The sequence below is a fragment of the Flavobacterium sp. EDS genome, from assembly GCF_020991525.1.
GTDB lineage: Bacteria > Bacteroidota > Bacteroidia > Flavobacteriales > Flavobacteriaceae > Flavobacterium.
Genome location: NZ_JAJMOZ010000009.1, coordinates 111644 through 127434 on the forward strand (window position 1 = coordinate 111644; position 15791 = coordinate 127434).

Here is a 15791-nt window from a genome sequence, read left to right on the forward strand (position 1 = left end):
AAAGCATAAGTTTTATTAATACCTATCAATATAAACAATAGAAGTAAAGTCAATTATGAATTAAGAGATATTGCCAATTAACCAAACCATTAAAACCAAACTATGAACATTAAACAATTATCAAAGAAAAAAATAAAATACAATCTTGTATTTTTATTTTTCCTGAATTTTCTGTTGAGTAATATAATGACGGCTCAATCGACTGTAATAGAAGGAAAAGTTACTGATGCTGCTGGATTATCCCTGCCAGGAGTGAATATTCTAGAAAAAGGGACCAAAAATGGAGCCTCAACAGATTTTGAAGGAAGTTTTAAAATAAATGTAACAAATAGTAAAGCTACCTTAGTATTTAGCTATCTGGGTTTCCAAACCCAAGAAGTCAGTGTTGCAGGAAAAAACAGAATTAATATAAGTCTTATTGAAGACACAAATTCACTAAAAGAGGTTGTAGTAGTAGGATATGGAACTGTTAAGAAATCAGATCTTACAGGATCTGTAGGTACATTGGATGCTAAAACTTTGACAGAGAGAAACACAACAAGTGTTATGGAATCCATACAAGGAAACGTAGCTGGTGTTCAGATCAGTGCATCAACAGGTCGTGTTGGAGATCCATTTACAATTGCAATTCGCGGAAAAAGTACAATGAGTGGTGATGCAGCTCCATTATTTATAGTTGATGGTGTTCCTACAGATGGAATTGATTTCCTGAATCCGCAGGATATTGCCAGGATAGATATATTAAAAGACGCTTCATCTACAGCTATTTATGGATCTAGAGGGACAAATGGAGTTGTTATTGTTACCACCAAAAGCGGGAGTAATATAAAATCGAGTATGACAGTTTCTTTTGATTCTTATATTGGAGGAAAAGAAGTTGCGAGATTACCAGAAATGATGGATGGGCAAAAATGGTGGCTATACCATCAATCGGCATATTTACCTACAGCAAAGAAAGACCCAATCACTGGAACAGTTACAGCAGCAACTTTAAACGCTACAGTAATTGGATCAGAAAACCCACTATTAGCTACAAGAATTGCAAATAATGATACTTTTAATTGGTACAACGCAGTATTAAAACCAGGTTTGCAACAAAATAATTATTTATCTATTGCTGGACGTTCAGATGGAGGTTTGTCATATACAATAGGATTAGGATTGCAAAATGAGACTGGAAATATTCAAAACGAATCATTAGATAAATACAATTTTAAAGTTGGTTTAACCCATAAGATAAATGATAAATTTACTGTAGGAGTAAATTTGAATATTGCAAGAACCGAACAAGAACTAGGTAGCGCACTTGCTATGCAAGAAGCATTTAGATTAAGTCCATTTTACAAACCGTATGATGAAAATGGAAATTTAATTCCGCTTCCTGGTAAGCCAACAAATGCAGCAGGAGCTTTTTTAATTAATAAAACAAGTACTTACAACCCATTGTTGGAAATTGATAACACAACCAATGAAATCAAAAATTGGAACGGTGTAGGAAATTTATTTGTAGAATATAAACCAGTTTCATGGCTGAGTCTTAAATCGACATATTCTGCGGGATTAAACCAGAGTAAACAAGGACAGGCATGGGGAGCTTTGACAAATACAGGAGTTGCAAATAGAAATTTACCATCGGCAAGCTTACTAGAAACAGAAAGGTTCAACTATACATGGGACAATCAGTTTACAATAAATTATAAATTAAATAATGATCACGCTTTTACAATTTTAGGACTTCAAAGTTTATATTCCAATACCTATAATGCTATGTCAGCTAGTTCTAGTGATCAGCCTTTTGATGTAGGATATCATAATTTAGGAACGGGAAAACAATCTACTTTTCTTTTAGGCTCTTCATATGATAAATTTACCATGTCATCTTATGCAGTACGTATAAATTATAGTTATAAAGATCGTTATTTATTGACTTTGTCAGACAGATGGGATGGATCATCAAAGTTTGCCGAAGGTCGTAAATGGGGATCATTTCCATCGGCTGCTCTTGCATGGAGAGTTATTGAAGAAGGCTTCATGAAAAATCAAAAAGTAGTTTCAGATTTAAAAGCCAGAGTAAGTTATGGTTTCACAGGAAATAATAAAGTAGCTTCTTATTCAACACTTAATAAATTAGAGCAACAAACTTATTACGATTTTAATGGTACATCTGCTAATGGTTTTGTACAGGGTTCGCCTAGTAATAAAGATTTGGGATGGGAAAAAATGAGAGAGCTAAATGTTGGACTGGATTTTGGATTTTTGAACAATAGAATTACTGGTAGTGTAGATGTTTATGACAGACTTTCAACAGATTTATTACTTCAACAAAAGACAGCAACAGAAAATGGTTATGCTAAGACCTATCCTAATAATATAGGTTCTGTAAGTAATAAAGGAATCGAAGCTATGCTAACAACCAAAAACATTAATACAGACTTTGTAAAATGGGAAACAACTTTCGTTTTTTCTAAAAATAAAAACAAAATTGTATCTATTTATGATAAAGAAAATGACGATGTTGGAAACAACTTGTTTATCGGACAATCTATTGATGCAATTTACAACTATAAGTTTATTGGTATATGGCAAGCAGATCAAAAAGCTGAGGCTGCATTGTATGGTCAATCTGAAGGACAAGCAAGAGTGGAGGATTTGAACGGTGATGGAAAAATCACTACAGCTGACAGGCAGATCTTAGGACATTCTAATCCAAACTGGACAGGAAGTATCACATCTAAGTTAACAGTTGGGAATTTTGACTTGGCTGCTTCATTAATTACAAGTCAAGGAGTTTATGTATATAGCCCATTTCACGCCAACTTTACAAATACCGACGACAGAGGTCGTCAAAAATTAGATATCAACTGGTATATTCCTGCAAATGATGCTGGTCTTCCTGCTCAGGTTTCTAACGATTATCCAATGGCAAAAAATGAAGGTACATATTGGAACGCCAATGGAGTTGGTTATTATAGAGATGCATCATTTGTTAAAATTAAAAATATAGCGTTAGGATACACATTTAACAAAAGCGTGATCGAAAAATTCAAAATGAAATACCTTCGTTTTTATGTAAATGTTTTAAATCCATTTGTATTTACTCATTATGATGGATATGATCCAGAGTGGGCAGGAGCAGGTTTGGGGATTGGTCGTGTATCATCAATTACCTATCAAATTGGTATGAGTATTAAATTTTAAAAAACAGCAAAATGAAAAAAATAATAGTAAGCTTATCAATAGCATTATTAGCACTTAGTTCTTGTAGTGATTATATAGAAGAAGAAAACCTTTCTTATGCCGAAAATACAGAATACCTTAAAGCATCTGGCTTTGAATCTCTAATCAATGCAAATTATTCTCAATTAAGAGAAATATACGGTGGAGAGCCATGGCTATTTGTTGCTGGTACCGATTTATATGCCGAAGGAAGAAATACTGAACCAATAGGAGTAAGCCAATACACGCAGTTAACGTCTTCATCGCCAAATGTAGATTATCTTTATAAAGAGTGTTATAAAGCAATTCAAAGAGCAAATACCGCAATTTATTATAGTGCATTAACAGAGAAAACGACAACTCTAAATTCTCGTATTGGAGAAATAAAATTTCTAAGAGCAAATGCCTATTTTTTATTAGTACAGACCTATGGAGGTGTAACTTTGGATACCGAATATCATTTATCCCCAGTAGTTTCTTTTAATAGAAATACTGCTGAAGAAGTATATACTTTTATAATTAAAGAACTCGAAGAGTCTTTATCATTGTTACCAACAGGTGCTTACACAGGGCGAGTAACAAAAAGGGCATCACAAGATTTATTAGCAAAAGTATATTTAACAAGAGCATACGAAAAGTTTGGTGCCACAGGCGATTTTGCAACAGCGGCCAAATATGCAGATGATGCAATTGCTGGAGAGCCCCTAACGCTTACTTACGCCGCTTTATGGTTACCAACTAAGCTAGCTGCAGATATTAACAAGGAAACCATTTTTTCGGCTCAGTTTAGTGCAGCTTCAAATACCTCACCAGCACAAACTACAGGAGGGTTACCAGGAACTCAAATTACAGGTAATGGCCAGGCAAGTTATTTCAGCTCTTATTTAGGAGGTTCAGAAGTATCAGGTAAAGCACCTTATCGAACTTATAATTTATTGCCAACAGATTATGCAATCGGATTATATGAAAAAGGAGATACCCGTTGGGAGGGAACTTTTATGACACAAACTTATACCAGATATTACGATTATTATGATGTAGCTAATAAAACAGGTTTAGCTGTAACTCATTTTTATGTACCTAAATGGATGACAGACGCAGAGTTAGCAACTTATAAACTAGCAAATCCTAAAACCACTATCCACTTATACGGAACTTATGGTGCAGCCAAAGGTTTAAGCAGTGATTATCAAACGATACCAGTGCGCAAATTTGATGATCCGATAGCGCCATTTGCGACAAGTGCAACAACCCCTAGAACAAGTACCCGTGACTTTGTAATTTCTAGATTAGGAGAAACATATTTAATTGCAGCTGAAGCTTATTTACATACAAATCCAAGTACAGGATTGGACAGACTTAATGAAGTCAGAAGAAGAGCGGGAGTGGCAAATGCAACTGCAGCACAATTTACGATAGACTATATTCTTGACGAAAGAGCAAGAGAAATGTTAGGAGAGTACACACGTTGGTTCGATTTGAAACGTACAGGAAAATTAATAGAAAGAGCATCGCTTTACAATTACAATATTAAAGCAAGTAATTTTGATGGAGCAAATGGTGAAAAGAAAATTTTAAGACCAATTCCACAAGAAGCTTTGGATTTGAATCAGAATAAATCATATCCACAAAATCCAGCTTATAATTAGGTAATAAAAAGTTGAGTATTTTGAATCGAATGATTATCGTATTCAATTTTATTATTTTTAGTTTTTTTTGACTTAGATTAGAAGCTTGATGAACTTTCAAGCTTCTAATTTTATTTAAATCACGACACGAATTAACACATGTGATGAAAAAGATATTTTTACTTGTTTTCGTTTTATTTATGAATGAGATTAAATCACAAACCCCCTATCGTATCGACACATCGTATACAGTAAAAAACACGTATACCAAATTAATTAAAAAATATCCTTTTATAACAATTGCTCAGGTAAAAGAGAATGAAAGTATTAATCTCATTTATAATTTAGTTTATGATAAAGAGAAAACGAGAGCATTACATTTGGATGCTTTTATTAATAAAAATCAAAAATTAAATCCAGCTGTAGTCATGATTCATGGCGGAGGTTGGAAATCAGGAAATAAAAATCAAATGCAAGTTTTAGGACAAAAAATAGCCTTGAAAGGATATTCTTGTTTTGCAATAGAATACAGATTATCGCTTGAAGCAAAATATCCTCAGGCAATTTATGATGTGAAAAATGCGATAAAATTTATAAAAGATAATGCAAAAAGATTCCATGTAGATCCAAACAAAATTGTTCTTTTAGGATGCTCCTCAGGAGGTCAAATGGCCGCTTTGATTGGTACAACAAACAATGATCCGACTTTTGAAGACACTTTAAATAAAAGTAAATCAACGGCCGCAGTAAATGCAATTATCGATATAGATGGAATTTTAGCTTTTAAACATCCAGAATCTGAAGAAGGAGAAATGGCAGCACTTTGGTTAAATGGTACTTATGAAGAAAATCCTAAAAATTGGGAAAATGCTTCGGCACTAACACACGCCAATAAAAACACACCGCCAATACTATTTATCAATAGTAGTTTCAATAGATTTCATGCAGGAAGAGATGATATGATTGCCATTTTAAATCAGAATAAAATATATAATGAGGTAAAAACAATTCAAAACTCACCTCATTCATTTTGGTTCTTTAATCCATGGTTTGAAGAAACAGTACAATACACAACAGAATTTTTAGCTACAATATTTAAATAAATTAGAATAAAATGAAAACAGTAATTACATTATCAGCAGCATTAATATTAGGATTTACGAGTTGTAAAGCACAAAATAAATACGACATAAAAACAGCCAAAACCTACGCCGAAATATCAGTGAAAACTGACGGAAAATGGGAAGGCCGCAAGTATATTGGCGGGACTGTTTTTAAAAATGTAGATAAGCTAAAATTAGCTCCTGAGCATACTGATCATTCATTTGATATTCGCTACGAAGGACCAGGATGGGAAAGTAATAGAATAGGGTACCGTTTATATTTAGATTGGAGAAATGCTATTGATATTTTTGGAAAGAAAACATCAGAAATGATTTTACCGCAAGTAGGTCAAGATAATTTTGATTCCTATCACGAAATGAGTGATTGGGGATCTGATATTTTAAAAGCTGGAAAAGGAATCGGAATAGGTTCAATAGACCGTTACTTAGATGGTAAAAAACTACATTTTTACGAAGTTGATTCAACTATAGCTTATGTAGAGAATAAGTTAAATGAATCAAATGTAAAAGTGAATTATTTTGGATGGAAAACAGCTTCTGACAAAATTGATTTTACATCAGTATTAACCATTAAACCAGATCAATTATATACGCAGCATACAATTAAGGCTTCAAAAGAAATTCAAGGAATTTGTACAGGGATAGTAAAACAGAAAAATGCAGAATTGCTTAAAAAAGAAAGTAAAAATAAAAAGTGGGCATACCTTGCTACTTATGGTACACAGTCATTAGTACCAGATAAATTGGGAATGGCAATTTTTTATGAAATAAGCACAATAGAAAATATAGCCGATACAGATTTAGATTATTTATTGATTTTTAAACCAACTACAAAGGCTAATTCATTTTATTTGTTAGGAGCTTGGGAGCAAGAAAAAGATGGTATTAAAACAAAAGAAGAATTTGTAAAATATCTAGATGAAAGATTAGAAATATTGAATAAAAAAGGCAAAATGTAAGTAGTGATTCTGAATATCTCCAACGATAAGTTGGATAAATAAAACATAAAGTATATTTTAAAATGAAAAATACAATAAAACGAAATTATTTTGGGTCAATAGTATTGGTTTGTGTGATAACATTAATGAGTTGCAAAACGATTTCACAAGAGCCTTCAAAGACGGCAGTTGTGATTTCTAAAGACTTAAAATGGTCAGAAAAAATGGCTTTGTCAATCATGAAACGTCATCCAGAATCGTATATGATAGATGATGTAAAAGAACCAAAATGGGATTATGTTCATGGTTTAGTATTGACATCTTTTGAAGAATTGTACAAAAAAACAGGCGACGTTAAATATTATGATTACATAAAAAAGTATGTAGATGCTTTGGTACAAGAAGATGGTAGTATTAAAAGCTATAAATTTGAAACTTATAATATTGATATGGTAACAGCAGGTCGATTGTTGTTTAATTTGTACGATACAACAAAAGATCAAAAATATTTAAAAGCTTTAGAGTTATTAAGAAAGCAGATAAAAGAACAACCAAGAACTGCAAGCGGGGGATTTTGGCACAAAAAAATATATCCAGACCAAATGTGGTTAGATGGATTATATATGGGAGAACCATTTTATGCACAATATACAACTCAGTTTGAAAAAGGCGCTGAGCTTAACGATATTGCGAAACAATTTGAATTAATTCAGAAAAATGATTTAGATAAAAAAACAGGATTACTTTTTCATGCTTGGGATGAAAGTAAAAAAATGCCATGGGCAAATTCAGAGACAGGAACATCTCCAAATTTTTGGTCACGATCTTTGGGTTGGTACGCAATGGCTTTGGTAGATGTTTTAGACTATTTTCCTAAAGATCATCCTAGACAAAAAGAATTAGTTACTTATTTAAATCAACTGTCAGAAGCCTTAGTGAAATTTCAAGATAAAAAAACAGGACTTTGGTATCAAGTTACTGATATGGGCAATAAAAAAGGAAATTATTTAGAATCATCAGGATCATCAATGTTTGCTTATGCTTTTGCAAAAGGAGCAAACAAAGGATATTTGCCTAAAAAATATAAAGACCTAGCTAATAAAGCTTTTGATGGATTAACTAAACAATTGATAAAAGTAGATTCTGATGGCGAAATTACGATAACTCAAGCATGTGCAGTTGCAGGATTAGGAGGAAAACCTTATCGTGATGGTTCATATGAATATTACATAAACGAAAGAAAAAAAGATAATGATCCTAAAGCTACAGGTCCGTTTATCTTGGCAGCATTAGAATTAAATAGATAATACATATCCTAATAGGTTCTGAATAGCCTCCTGCTTTAGCTGGAGGTTAAAGGATAGTAGATAAAGAATGTGGCTTTAGCCAAAATGACTTGGTGTTTTTGACTTTGTAGAATAAATCTCTCGCAAAGTCGCAAAGAGTCAGAATGAAAATTTAGAGTATTTGCGTCTTTACAAGAAAAATTATAGTTCGATAAATTTGATTTAATGATATTGAGTTAAAACTCAAAGTAGCAAATCAGGTTTTAATTCGCATATAAAAACAGAAATGAAATATATTAAATTCATAGCATTAAATCTAGTTGTATTATTGGGGTGTAGCGTAATGTTGCAGGCTCAAAATAATTATAAAAACTGGAGTGATATTATTCGCAAGAGCGATGCCTCTTGGTTTGCCACTCCCGAAGCACAAAATATAGCCGAAAATGTGTTGTTGTATCAACGTAATATTGGTGGATGGCCAAAGAATATCGAAATGCAAAAAACGCTTTCAGATTCAGAAAAACAACGTTTAATTGCGCTAAAAAGTAATTTGCACGATATTACAACTGATAATGGAGCCACTTATCAGGAAATGCTTTTTCTTGCAAAAATATACAAGCAAAAACCAGATGAAAGATATAAGAAAGCCTTTCTTTCTGGCCTTGATTATTTGTTAGAAGCACAATTCGACAACGGTGGTTGGCCACAATTTTATCCTTTAAAAAAAGGGTACTATACACATATTACCTACAATGATGATTCGATGTTTCATATCTTAACGATATTAAAACAAATCTCAGAAACATCAGATTATTATGGTATTCCTATTCCACAAGATTATGTATCAAAAGCCAAAGTTGCTTTTGATAAAGGAATAATTTGCATTGTAAAAACACAATACAAACAAAATGGCGTATTAACCGCTTGGTGTGCGCAACATGATGAAAATACCTTGACTCCAGCCAAAGCAAGAGCATATGAATTACCCTCTTTGAGCGGAAAAGAATCAGCAAAAATTGTATTGTTATTAATGACTATCGATAATCCATCTCCAGAAGTAATTACAGCTGTAAAAAGTGCTTATGCATGGTTTGAAAAGACAAAAATCACAAATCTTGAGGAAAAACGTATACTAAATAATGCAGGAAAAGTAATAGATAAAAAAATGATTGTTACTCAAAATGCTTTGCCAATTTGGGCAAGATTTATGGAGCTAGAGAACAATGAACCTTTTTTTTGTGATAGAGATGGAGTCAAAAAGAAATCTCTAGATGAAATAGGAGCCGAACGTAAAAACGGCTATGCTTGGTATACAGATGAACCAAAAGAGGTTTTAAAAAAATATCCAAATTGGGAAAAAAAATACGCTTTTGAAAAAAGCGAAAAAAAAAAGATTGAAGACAAAAATACAATTACCGTAGCCCAAGATGGATCAGGAGATTTTAAGCTTATTCAAGACGCTATAAATGCCACAAAAGCATTTCCTTATGAAAGAGTAACGATACATATTAAAAACGGAACTTATTATGAGAAAATTAGAATCCCAGAATTCAATAACAATATTTCTATAATAGGGGAAAGCAAAGAAAAGACAATCATTACGTACGATGATTATTTTGGAAAAATGAATTTAGGCAGAAACAGTACATTCTATACCTATACAATGCTAGTAGAAGGGAATGATTTTTCGGCATCAAATTTAACAATTCAAAATTCGTCTGGCGACATTGGTCAAGCAGTAGCATTATCGATTATGGGAGACAGGGCATATGTATTTAATTGTAATATTTTAGGAAATCAAGATACATTATATGCATCGGGAAATAATTCAAGACAGTATTTTAAAGATTGTTATATAGAAGGAACAACCGATTTTATCTTTGGAAAAGCAACAGTTCTATTTGAAAATTGTCAAATTCACAGTATCAAGAATTCTTATATAACAGCAGCTTCCACGCCTGAAGGTAAAGAATTCGGATTTGTTTTTAAAAACTGTACTCTTACAGCAGATAAAAATGCAACACAGGTATATTTAGGAAGGCCATGGCGCATTTATGCTAAAACGGTTTTCATAGAATGCAAAATGGGAAGTCATATTTTGCCACAAGGCTGGGAAAATTGGTCAAAACCAGAAGCAGAAAAAACAGCTTTTTATGCCGAGTATAATTGCAGTGGCGAAGGATACAAACCAGAGAAAAGAGTTTTATGGGCACATCAATTAAGTAAAAAGCAAGCTAAAAAATATACGAGTGAGAATGTCTTAGGATTCGAGGCTCAAAGAGGCAAAGAGACAAAGTAGCAAAGAGGCTTTTTAAAGGTTCAAAGTAACAATGGAGCAGAGCGACAAAGGTTTTTTGTAGAGACGTACCGCAGTGCGTCTACGCAATGTAGGTTTACCCATAAAGTAATCCCATGTCAGGCTGAGCGGAGACGAAGCCCCGTATGTCCTTCGACTCCGCTCAAGGTGACAAGATTGGGGAAATAAAGTAACAAAGGTGCAGAGCGACAAAGGTTTTCTGTAGAGACGTACCGTAGTGCATCTACATAATATAGGTTTGCTCAATCTAAGAAATCTAAAATCTAACAATCTAAGAAGTCTAAAAAATGAAATACAGCTTTCTTTTAGTTCTATTACTATCATTAAATAGTTTTGCACAAACAATTGATTATCCAACAAACAAAGTTGATTCAATTGTGAGCAGGATCAAGTTACCAGTAATTCCTTCATATCAAATAAATGTTGTTACGCTTGGTGCTAAAGGAGATTCGATAAGCGATAGCAAACCCGCTTTTGAAAAAGCAATGGCAATGTGCAAGAAAAATAATGGAGGAACAATACGAGTTCCTAAGGGTATTTACAAACTCAACGGACCAATCCATTTTGTGAGCAATGTAAAATTAGTAATAGAAAAAGATGCTAAAATAAAATTTAGTGATAATCCCAATCATTATCTGCCAATGGTACTTACAAGTTGGGAAGGAACCATGTTATATAATTACAGTCCGCTTGTGTATGCATATAATTGTACAAATATTGTTATAACAGGCGAAGGAACAATAGATGGAGAGGGAGGGAAAATATGGAAAAGTTTTAAAGCAAAAGAAGGAGCAGGGAAAAATTTAAGTCGTAAAATGAATCATAATAATGTACCATTAAAAGAACGAAAATTTGGAGATGGATATTTTTTGAGACCGCAAATGATTCAGTTTTTTAATTGTAAAAACATTTTAGTAGAGAAAATTAGAATCGAAAATTCCCCTTTTTGGTGTTTACATTTATTAAAATCAGAAAGTATAACCGTTAGAGATTTAACCTATAAATCATTAAATCATAACAACGACGGAATCGATCCAGAGTACGCAAAAGATGTTTTAATAGAACGAATTACATTTAACAATGGCGATGATAATATAGCAATTAAAGCAGGAAGAGATCACGAAGGAAGAGCAAATAGTGCTACGCCAAGTGAAAACATTGTGATTAGAGATTGCAATTTTAAAGGACTTCATGGAATAGTTTTAGGAAGCGAAATGTCGGCAGGAATTAAAAATATTTATGTTGAGAATTGTAAAACAGTTGGTTACTTAAAAAGAGGGATTTATTTAAAAACAAATGCCGATAGAGGCGGTTATATAAAAGATGTTTTTGTTAAAAATATTAAGCTAGACGAAGTTGAAGATTGCCTTTATATTACAGCTAATTATCATGGAGAAGGAAAAGGTTTTCCATCAGAAATATCAAATATTTCATTCTCAAATATCTCATGTAATAAAGCGACAGGAACAGGAATTGTTATTCAGGGATTTCCAGAGAAAAAAGTTAGAAATATTTCATTGAATAATATCGAAATCAAATCGGCGAAGAATGCAATTTCTAATAGTAATTCCGAAAATGTTACTATAAATGAGGTTTATATTGGAGAAAAAGCAACAGTACCTACAGCAGTTTCGAAGCATTAGTTTTTTTCAAGGTTCAAAGATTCAAAGACTCAAAGATTCAAAGACTCAAAGGTTCAATGTAGCAGAGGTTTTAAAAGGTACTGAGGAGCTAAGGTTCTAAGAAATTGAGTACTGAGACTGTCCTTCGGCTCCACCTCAGGACGACATAACGATTGTAAAATAAGAATAAAGAATAAAGAAGAAAGATGTAATGAGCAAGATGTAAGACTGTGACTGCAAACCGAGACTGAAACTGAGAGCTGCGACTACTATCTGAGAAGTCTAAGAATGTCTAAAAATCTAAGCAATCTAAGCAATCTAAGTAATCTAAAAAAAATAAAAAAATGAAATATTATCTATTAATCTTATTGCTAATTACTCTTAACGGGACAGCACAAAAAACAACTTTATATTGCATTGGAGATTCTACAATGGCAAATAAAAAAGACCCAGAACGAAATCCAGAATACGGTTGGTGTCAAGTATTGCAGCCTTTTTTTAATGAAAACATTGTCGTTGATAATAGAGCGGTCAATGGGAGAAGTACTAAAAGTTTTATAGCCGAAAAACGCTGGGATACGATATACAAACTACTAAAAAAAGGAGATTATGTATTTATTCAGTTTGGACATAATGATGAAAAAATAGGTGATTCTTTACGTTATACAAATCCGCATACGGCATATCGCCATAATTTGATCCGCTTTGTAAATGAAAGCAGAGAAAAAGGAGCAATCCCGGTATTATTTTCATCAATTGCAAGAAGAAATTTTAACGAACAAGGAGTTTTAATTGGGACACATGGAGAGTATCCATTAGAGGCTAGATTAGTCGCTCAGGAATTAAAAGTACCATTTATCGACTTAGAATATTATACTGAATTATTAGAGCAGTCTTATGGTCCAGAGCAATCTAAAAAACTTCATTTGCATTATAAGGCAGGGGAGATAGCATTTTACCCAGATGGTAAAGATGACGATACTCATCTTTCGTTATTAGGCGCAACTGAAGTAGCTAAATTGGCCGTTAAACAAATTAAAATTTCGGATAATATATTGCTTAAAAAACTTAAAAGTGTGCTAAAGAATTAATTGAAAAATTAAACATTTACCCCAAAAATGTATCCAACTAATGCAGATATTCCCATAGCAAAAGTTCCCCAAACGGAAATTCTTATTACAGCTTTTATTGTGCTAGAACCGCCAGCTTTGGCAGCTAAGGCACCAGAAAGAGCAAGGAATATAATAGCAAAAGCATATTGAAATAGCACAATATCTTTAAGAGGAGCAAAAATTGAAACAAGGAGAGGTAGAATTCCACCAGATATAAATGATGCGGCAGAAGCAAAAGCAGCTTGGAGGGGTTTTGCCTGAGTAATTTCGTTAATACCTAATTCATCTCTAGCATGTGATTCTAGAGCATTATGGGCAGTTAATTGCACAGCAACTTCTTTGGCAAGTTCAGGAGTTAATCCTCTATTTTCGTAGATATCGGCTAACTCTATTAACTCTAATTCAGGCACCGTTTCTAACGCAATACGTTCTCTTTCTAGATCAGCAGTTTCAATATCAGATTGGGAACTTACAGAAACATATTCGCCAGCGGCCATAGATAAAGCACCGGCTACCAAACCAGCTATAGTAGCTAAAATAATAGGTTCACGAGTAGTACTTGCCGCAGCAATACCAATGGCGAGACTAGTAGTTGATAAAATACCATCATTAGCACCAAGGACTGCTGCACGAACCCAACCACTTCTGTTTATATAATGGTGCTCTTTCTCCATACTATTTAGTTATTTTTGGAAGAGTCTTAATGTATTCTTCTTGGATTTTTTGCACACCACCAAAACTATCTTTTAAAGCATTTTTTACTTGCAAATGAGTTTTATTTCCAAAAGCTTTTTTCCAATCATTGAAATCGAAAATATGTATTTCTTTTGCGTAAATATTTGTAATAAAGGTAATTCTGGATATAGAATATTTATATGATTTTAGTTCATGCGATATTTGTCGGTTAGGTACAACAATAAGAATGGTTTCCCATTGTAAGTAATCTTTAGGAATATCTTTGCGTTTGTTTAAACCTATTGCATCAAAAAAAAGCTTAATTTTTTCATCGTTAAGCTTATTTATTTTTTCATCTATTGCAGCGAGTCCTTTCCTCAATAAGGCTTCATTTTCAACAGCACTCATGGTAATGATTTTATAATTCAATGAATAAAATTAGTATTAAATAACGGTAAAGCCCCCAGTTAGGTGGTTAGACTGGTTCTAAATTTTAGGTGATGATAATTTTACTTGATTTAAAAGAGGTTACAGTAAGAGTGATTTGTATAAAAATCATGATAACTGTCATTTTGACATTTATTATTACTTTATTTGGGTAGTTATGTGTCAAAAAATCATTTATTTGGGATAAAAAATCACTTTTTATAATTTGGTATTTATTTTGTTATATACATGGTGTTGAATGAAATTTTAATGATTATTAAATTATTTGTATAACTATTAAAACTAAATCATCATGTTAAGTATCAGAAAAAACGAAAATAATTCACAATCATTACCATCATTATTGGATGATATTTTTGGACGTGAACTTTTTAACTGGGAAAACAATAATTTTTCAGCTACAAGTACAACACTACCGTCAGTAAACGTTAAAGAAACTGACAATAATTTTGAGGTAGAACTTGCAGCACCAGGAATGGATAAAAAAGATTTTAAAGTTACTTTTGACAATGATTTATTGACAATTTCATCAAGTAAAAAAGATGAAAAAGAAACTGTTGAAGATAATTTTACTCGTAGAGAATTTAGTTATCAATCATTCCAACGCAGTTTTAAATTGCCTAACAATGTGGTTGATGAAGAAAATATAAAAGCGAATTACGATAACGGACTTTTACATCTTGTTATTCCTAAAAAGGAAGAAGCAAAGGAAAATAAAGCGCCGCGAGTGATTGAAATTAGTTAATTCTAAATTCGGTTACTTATATTTAATTACATTTAGTTTATTTAATAAGGGTTGTCTCAATATGAGGCAGCCCTTATTTTTTTAATACATACCAGTTTGAATTTGTATAAATATATGTGTTGTAGCTATTTGGTTATAAAATGATTGTTTTTTTTAAATTTAATTCACTAAATTTAAGGATTCCTATTATTTTAAAGTTTTTATTATAGAATGAAAAATATCAATTTAATTAATACTTTTTTACTATGAATTATATCCCTTTAATCGGCAGAATTTTGTTCAGTACAATTTTTATGTATTCTTCAATCGCAAATTTTTCAGATTATTATATTTATGAAGCGACAGCAAAAGGAATACCCTCTTCTTATATCTTAGTGCCCTTAGTTGGTGTTCTTGAATTATTAGGTGGATTAAGTATTTTAACTGGATTCATGGCCAAATGGGGAGCATGGTTGATAATTTTAATTCTTTTGCCCGTGACATTCATCATGCACGATTTTTGGAATGTTGAAGATCCTGTTCGTCATCAATATGTACTTATGACATTTATGAGAAACTTATCTATCATTGGAGCTGCATTAATGATTTCTTTTTTTGGTCCTGGACCATTTAGTTTCGATGAATATAAAGCGAGATTATAGTAAGATTTAGTTTTAAATAATAAAAAAAGCAAGATTTGGA

Annotated in this window: 12 protein-coding genes; 10 read left to right on the plus strand and 2 right to left on the minus strand. The window is 32.5% G+C overall.

Annotation, left to right across the window (positions count from 1 at the left end):
* Window positions 1-102: 102 nt before the first annotated feature.
* The 8 genes from LPB87_RS14075 to LPB87_RS14110 all read left to right on the plus strand — a co-directional run bounded on the left by LPB87_RS14075 (window position 103) and on the right by LPB87_RS14110 (window position 13222).
* Window positions 103-3198 (plus strand): TonB-dependent receptor, encoded by a 3096-nt coding sequence (locus LPB87_RS14075; RefSeq protein WP_129538705.1) that lies wholly within the window; start codon window positions 103-105, stop codon window positions 3196-3198.
* An 11-nt stretch (window positions 3199-3209) separates the two neighbouring features.
* Complete coding sequence (locus tag LPB87_RS14080; protein WP_129538704.1) at window positions 3210-4865, plus strand: RagB/SusD family nutrient uptake outer membrane protein; 1656 nt, start codon at window positions 3210-3212, stop codon at window positions 4863-4865.
* 143 nt (window positions 4866-5008) lie between these two features.
* On the plus strand, window positions 5009-5947 hold the full coding sequence (locus LPB87_RS14085) for an alpha/beta hydrolase (protein ID WP_230728306.1): 939 nt from the start codon (window positions 5009-5011) through the stop codon (window positions 5945-5947).
* 11 nt (window positions 5948-5958) lie between these two features.
* On the plus strand, window positions 5959-6927 hold the full coding sequence (locus tag LPB87_RS14090) for a DUF4861 family protein (RefSeq protein ID WP_129538702.1): 969 nt from the start codon (window positions 5959-5961) through the stop codon (window positions 6925-6927).
* Between the two features lie 62 nt (window positions 6928-6989).
* Window positions 6990-8213, plus strand: a complete 1224-nt coding sequence (locus LPB87_RS14095; RefSeq protein WP_230728307.1) for a glycoside hydrolase family 88 protein — start codon at window positions 6990-6992, stop codon at window positions 8211-8213.
* A gap of 265 nt (window positions 8214-8478) precedes the next feature.
* Window positions 8479-10491 (plus strand): pectate lyase, encoded by a 2013-nt coding sequence (gene pelA, locus LPB87_RS14100; RefSeq protein WP_230728308.1) that lies wholly within the window; start codon window positions 8479-8481, stop codon window positions 10489-10491.
* A 305-nt stretch (window positions 10492-10796) separates the two neighbouring features.
* On the plus strand, window positions 10797-12152 hold the full coding sequence (locus LPB87_RS14105; protein WP_230728309.1) for a glycoside hydrolase family 28 protein: 1356 nt from the start codon (window positions 10797-10799) through the stop codon (window positions 12150-12152).
* Window positions 12153-12475: 323 nt separating this feature from the next.
* On the plus strand, window positions 12476-13222 hold the full coding sequence (locus LPB87_RS14110) for a rhamnogalacturonan acetylesterase (protein WP_230728310.1): 747 nt from the start codon (window positions 12476-12478) through the stop codon (window positions 13220-13222).
* A gap of 8 nt (window positions 13223-13230) precedes the next feature.
* On the opposite strand, the gene LPB87_RS14115 is transcribed toward LPB87_RS14110, so the two are convergent.
* Window positions 13231-13917, minus strand: a complete 687-nt coding sequence (locus LPB87_RS14115) for a VIT family protein (protein WP_230728311.1) — start codon at window positions 13915-13917, stop codon at window positions 13231-13233.
* Between the two features lies 1 nt (window position 13918).
* Entirely contained in the window at window positions 13919-14347 is a 429-nt protein-coding gene (locus LPB87_RS14120) for a hypothetical protein (RefSeq protein WP_230728312.1), read from the minus strand.
* 310 nt (window positions 14348-14657) lie between these two features.
* On the opposite strand from LPB87_RS14120, the gene LPB87_RS14125 reads away from it, so the two are divergent.
* Window positions 14658-15110 (plus strand): Hsp20/alpha crystallin family protein, encoded by a 453-nt coding sequence (locus LPB87_RS14125; protein ID WP_129538697.1) that lies wholly within the window; start codon window positions 14658-14660, stop codon window positions 15108-15110.
* 245 nt (window positions 15111-15355) lie between these two features.
* Complete coding sequence (locus tag LPB87_RS14130; protein WP_230728313.1) at window positions 15356-15751, plus strand: DoxX family protein; 396 nt, start codon at window positions 15356-15358, stop codon at window positions 15749-15751.
* Window positions 15752-15791: the final 40 nt, after the last annotated feature.

Coding starts and splice junctions, on each gene's coding strand:
- LPB87_RS14075 (WP_129538705.1), top strand. CDS start 103: ATGAACATTAAACAATTATCAAAGAAAAAAATAAAATACAATCTTGTA.
- LPB87_RS14080 (WP_129538704.1), top strand. CDS start 3,210: ATGAAAAAAATAATAGTAAGCTTATCAATAGCATTATTAGCACTTAGT.
- LPB87_RS14085 (WP_230728306.1), top strand. CDS start 5,009: ATGAAAAAGATATTTTTACTTGTTTTCGTTTTATTTATGAATGAGATT.
- LPB87_RS14090 (WP_129538702.1), top strand. CDS start 5,959: ATGAAAACAGTAATTACATTATCAGCAGCATTAATATTAGGATTTACG.
- LPB87_RS14095 (WP_230728307.1), top strand. CDS start 6,990: ATGAAAAATACAATAAAACGAAATTATTTTGGGTCAATAGTATTGGTT.
- pelA (WP_230728308.1), top strand. CDS start 8,479: ATGAAATATATTAAATTCATAGCATTAAATCTAGTTGTATTATTGGGG.
- LPB87_RS14105 (WP_230728309.1), top strand. CDS start 10,797: ATGAAATACAGCTTTCTTTTAGTTCTATTACTATCATTAAATAGTTTT.
- LPB87_RS14110 (WP_230728310.1), top strand. CDS start 12,476: ATGAAATATTATCTATTAATCTTATTGCTAATTACTCTTAACGGGACA.
- LPB87_RS14115 (WP_230728311.1), bottom strand. CDS start 13,917: ATGGAGAAAGAGCACCATTATATAAACAGAAGTGGTTGGGTTCGTGCA.
- LPB87_RS14125 (WP_129538697.1), top strand. CDS start 14,658: ATGTTAAGTATCAGAAAAAACGAAAATAATTCACAATCATTACCATCA.
- LPB87_RS14130 (WP_230728313.1), top strand. CDS start 15,356: ATGAATTATATCCCTTTAATCGGCAGAATTTTGTTCAGTACAATTTTT.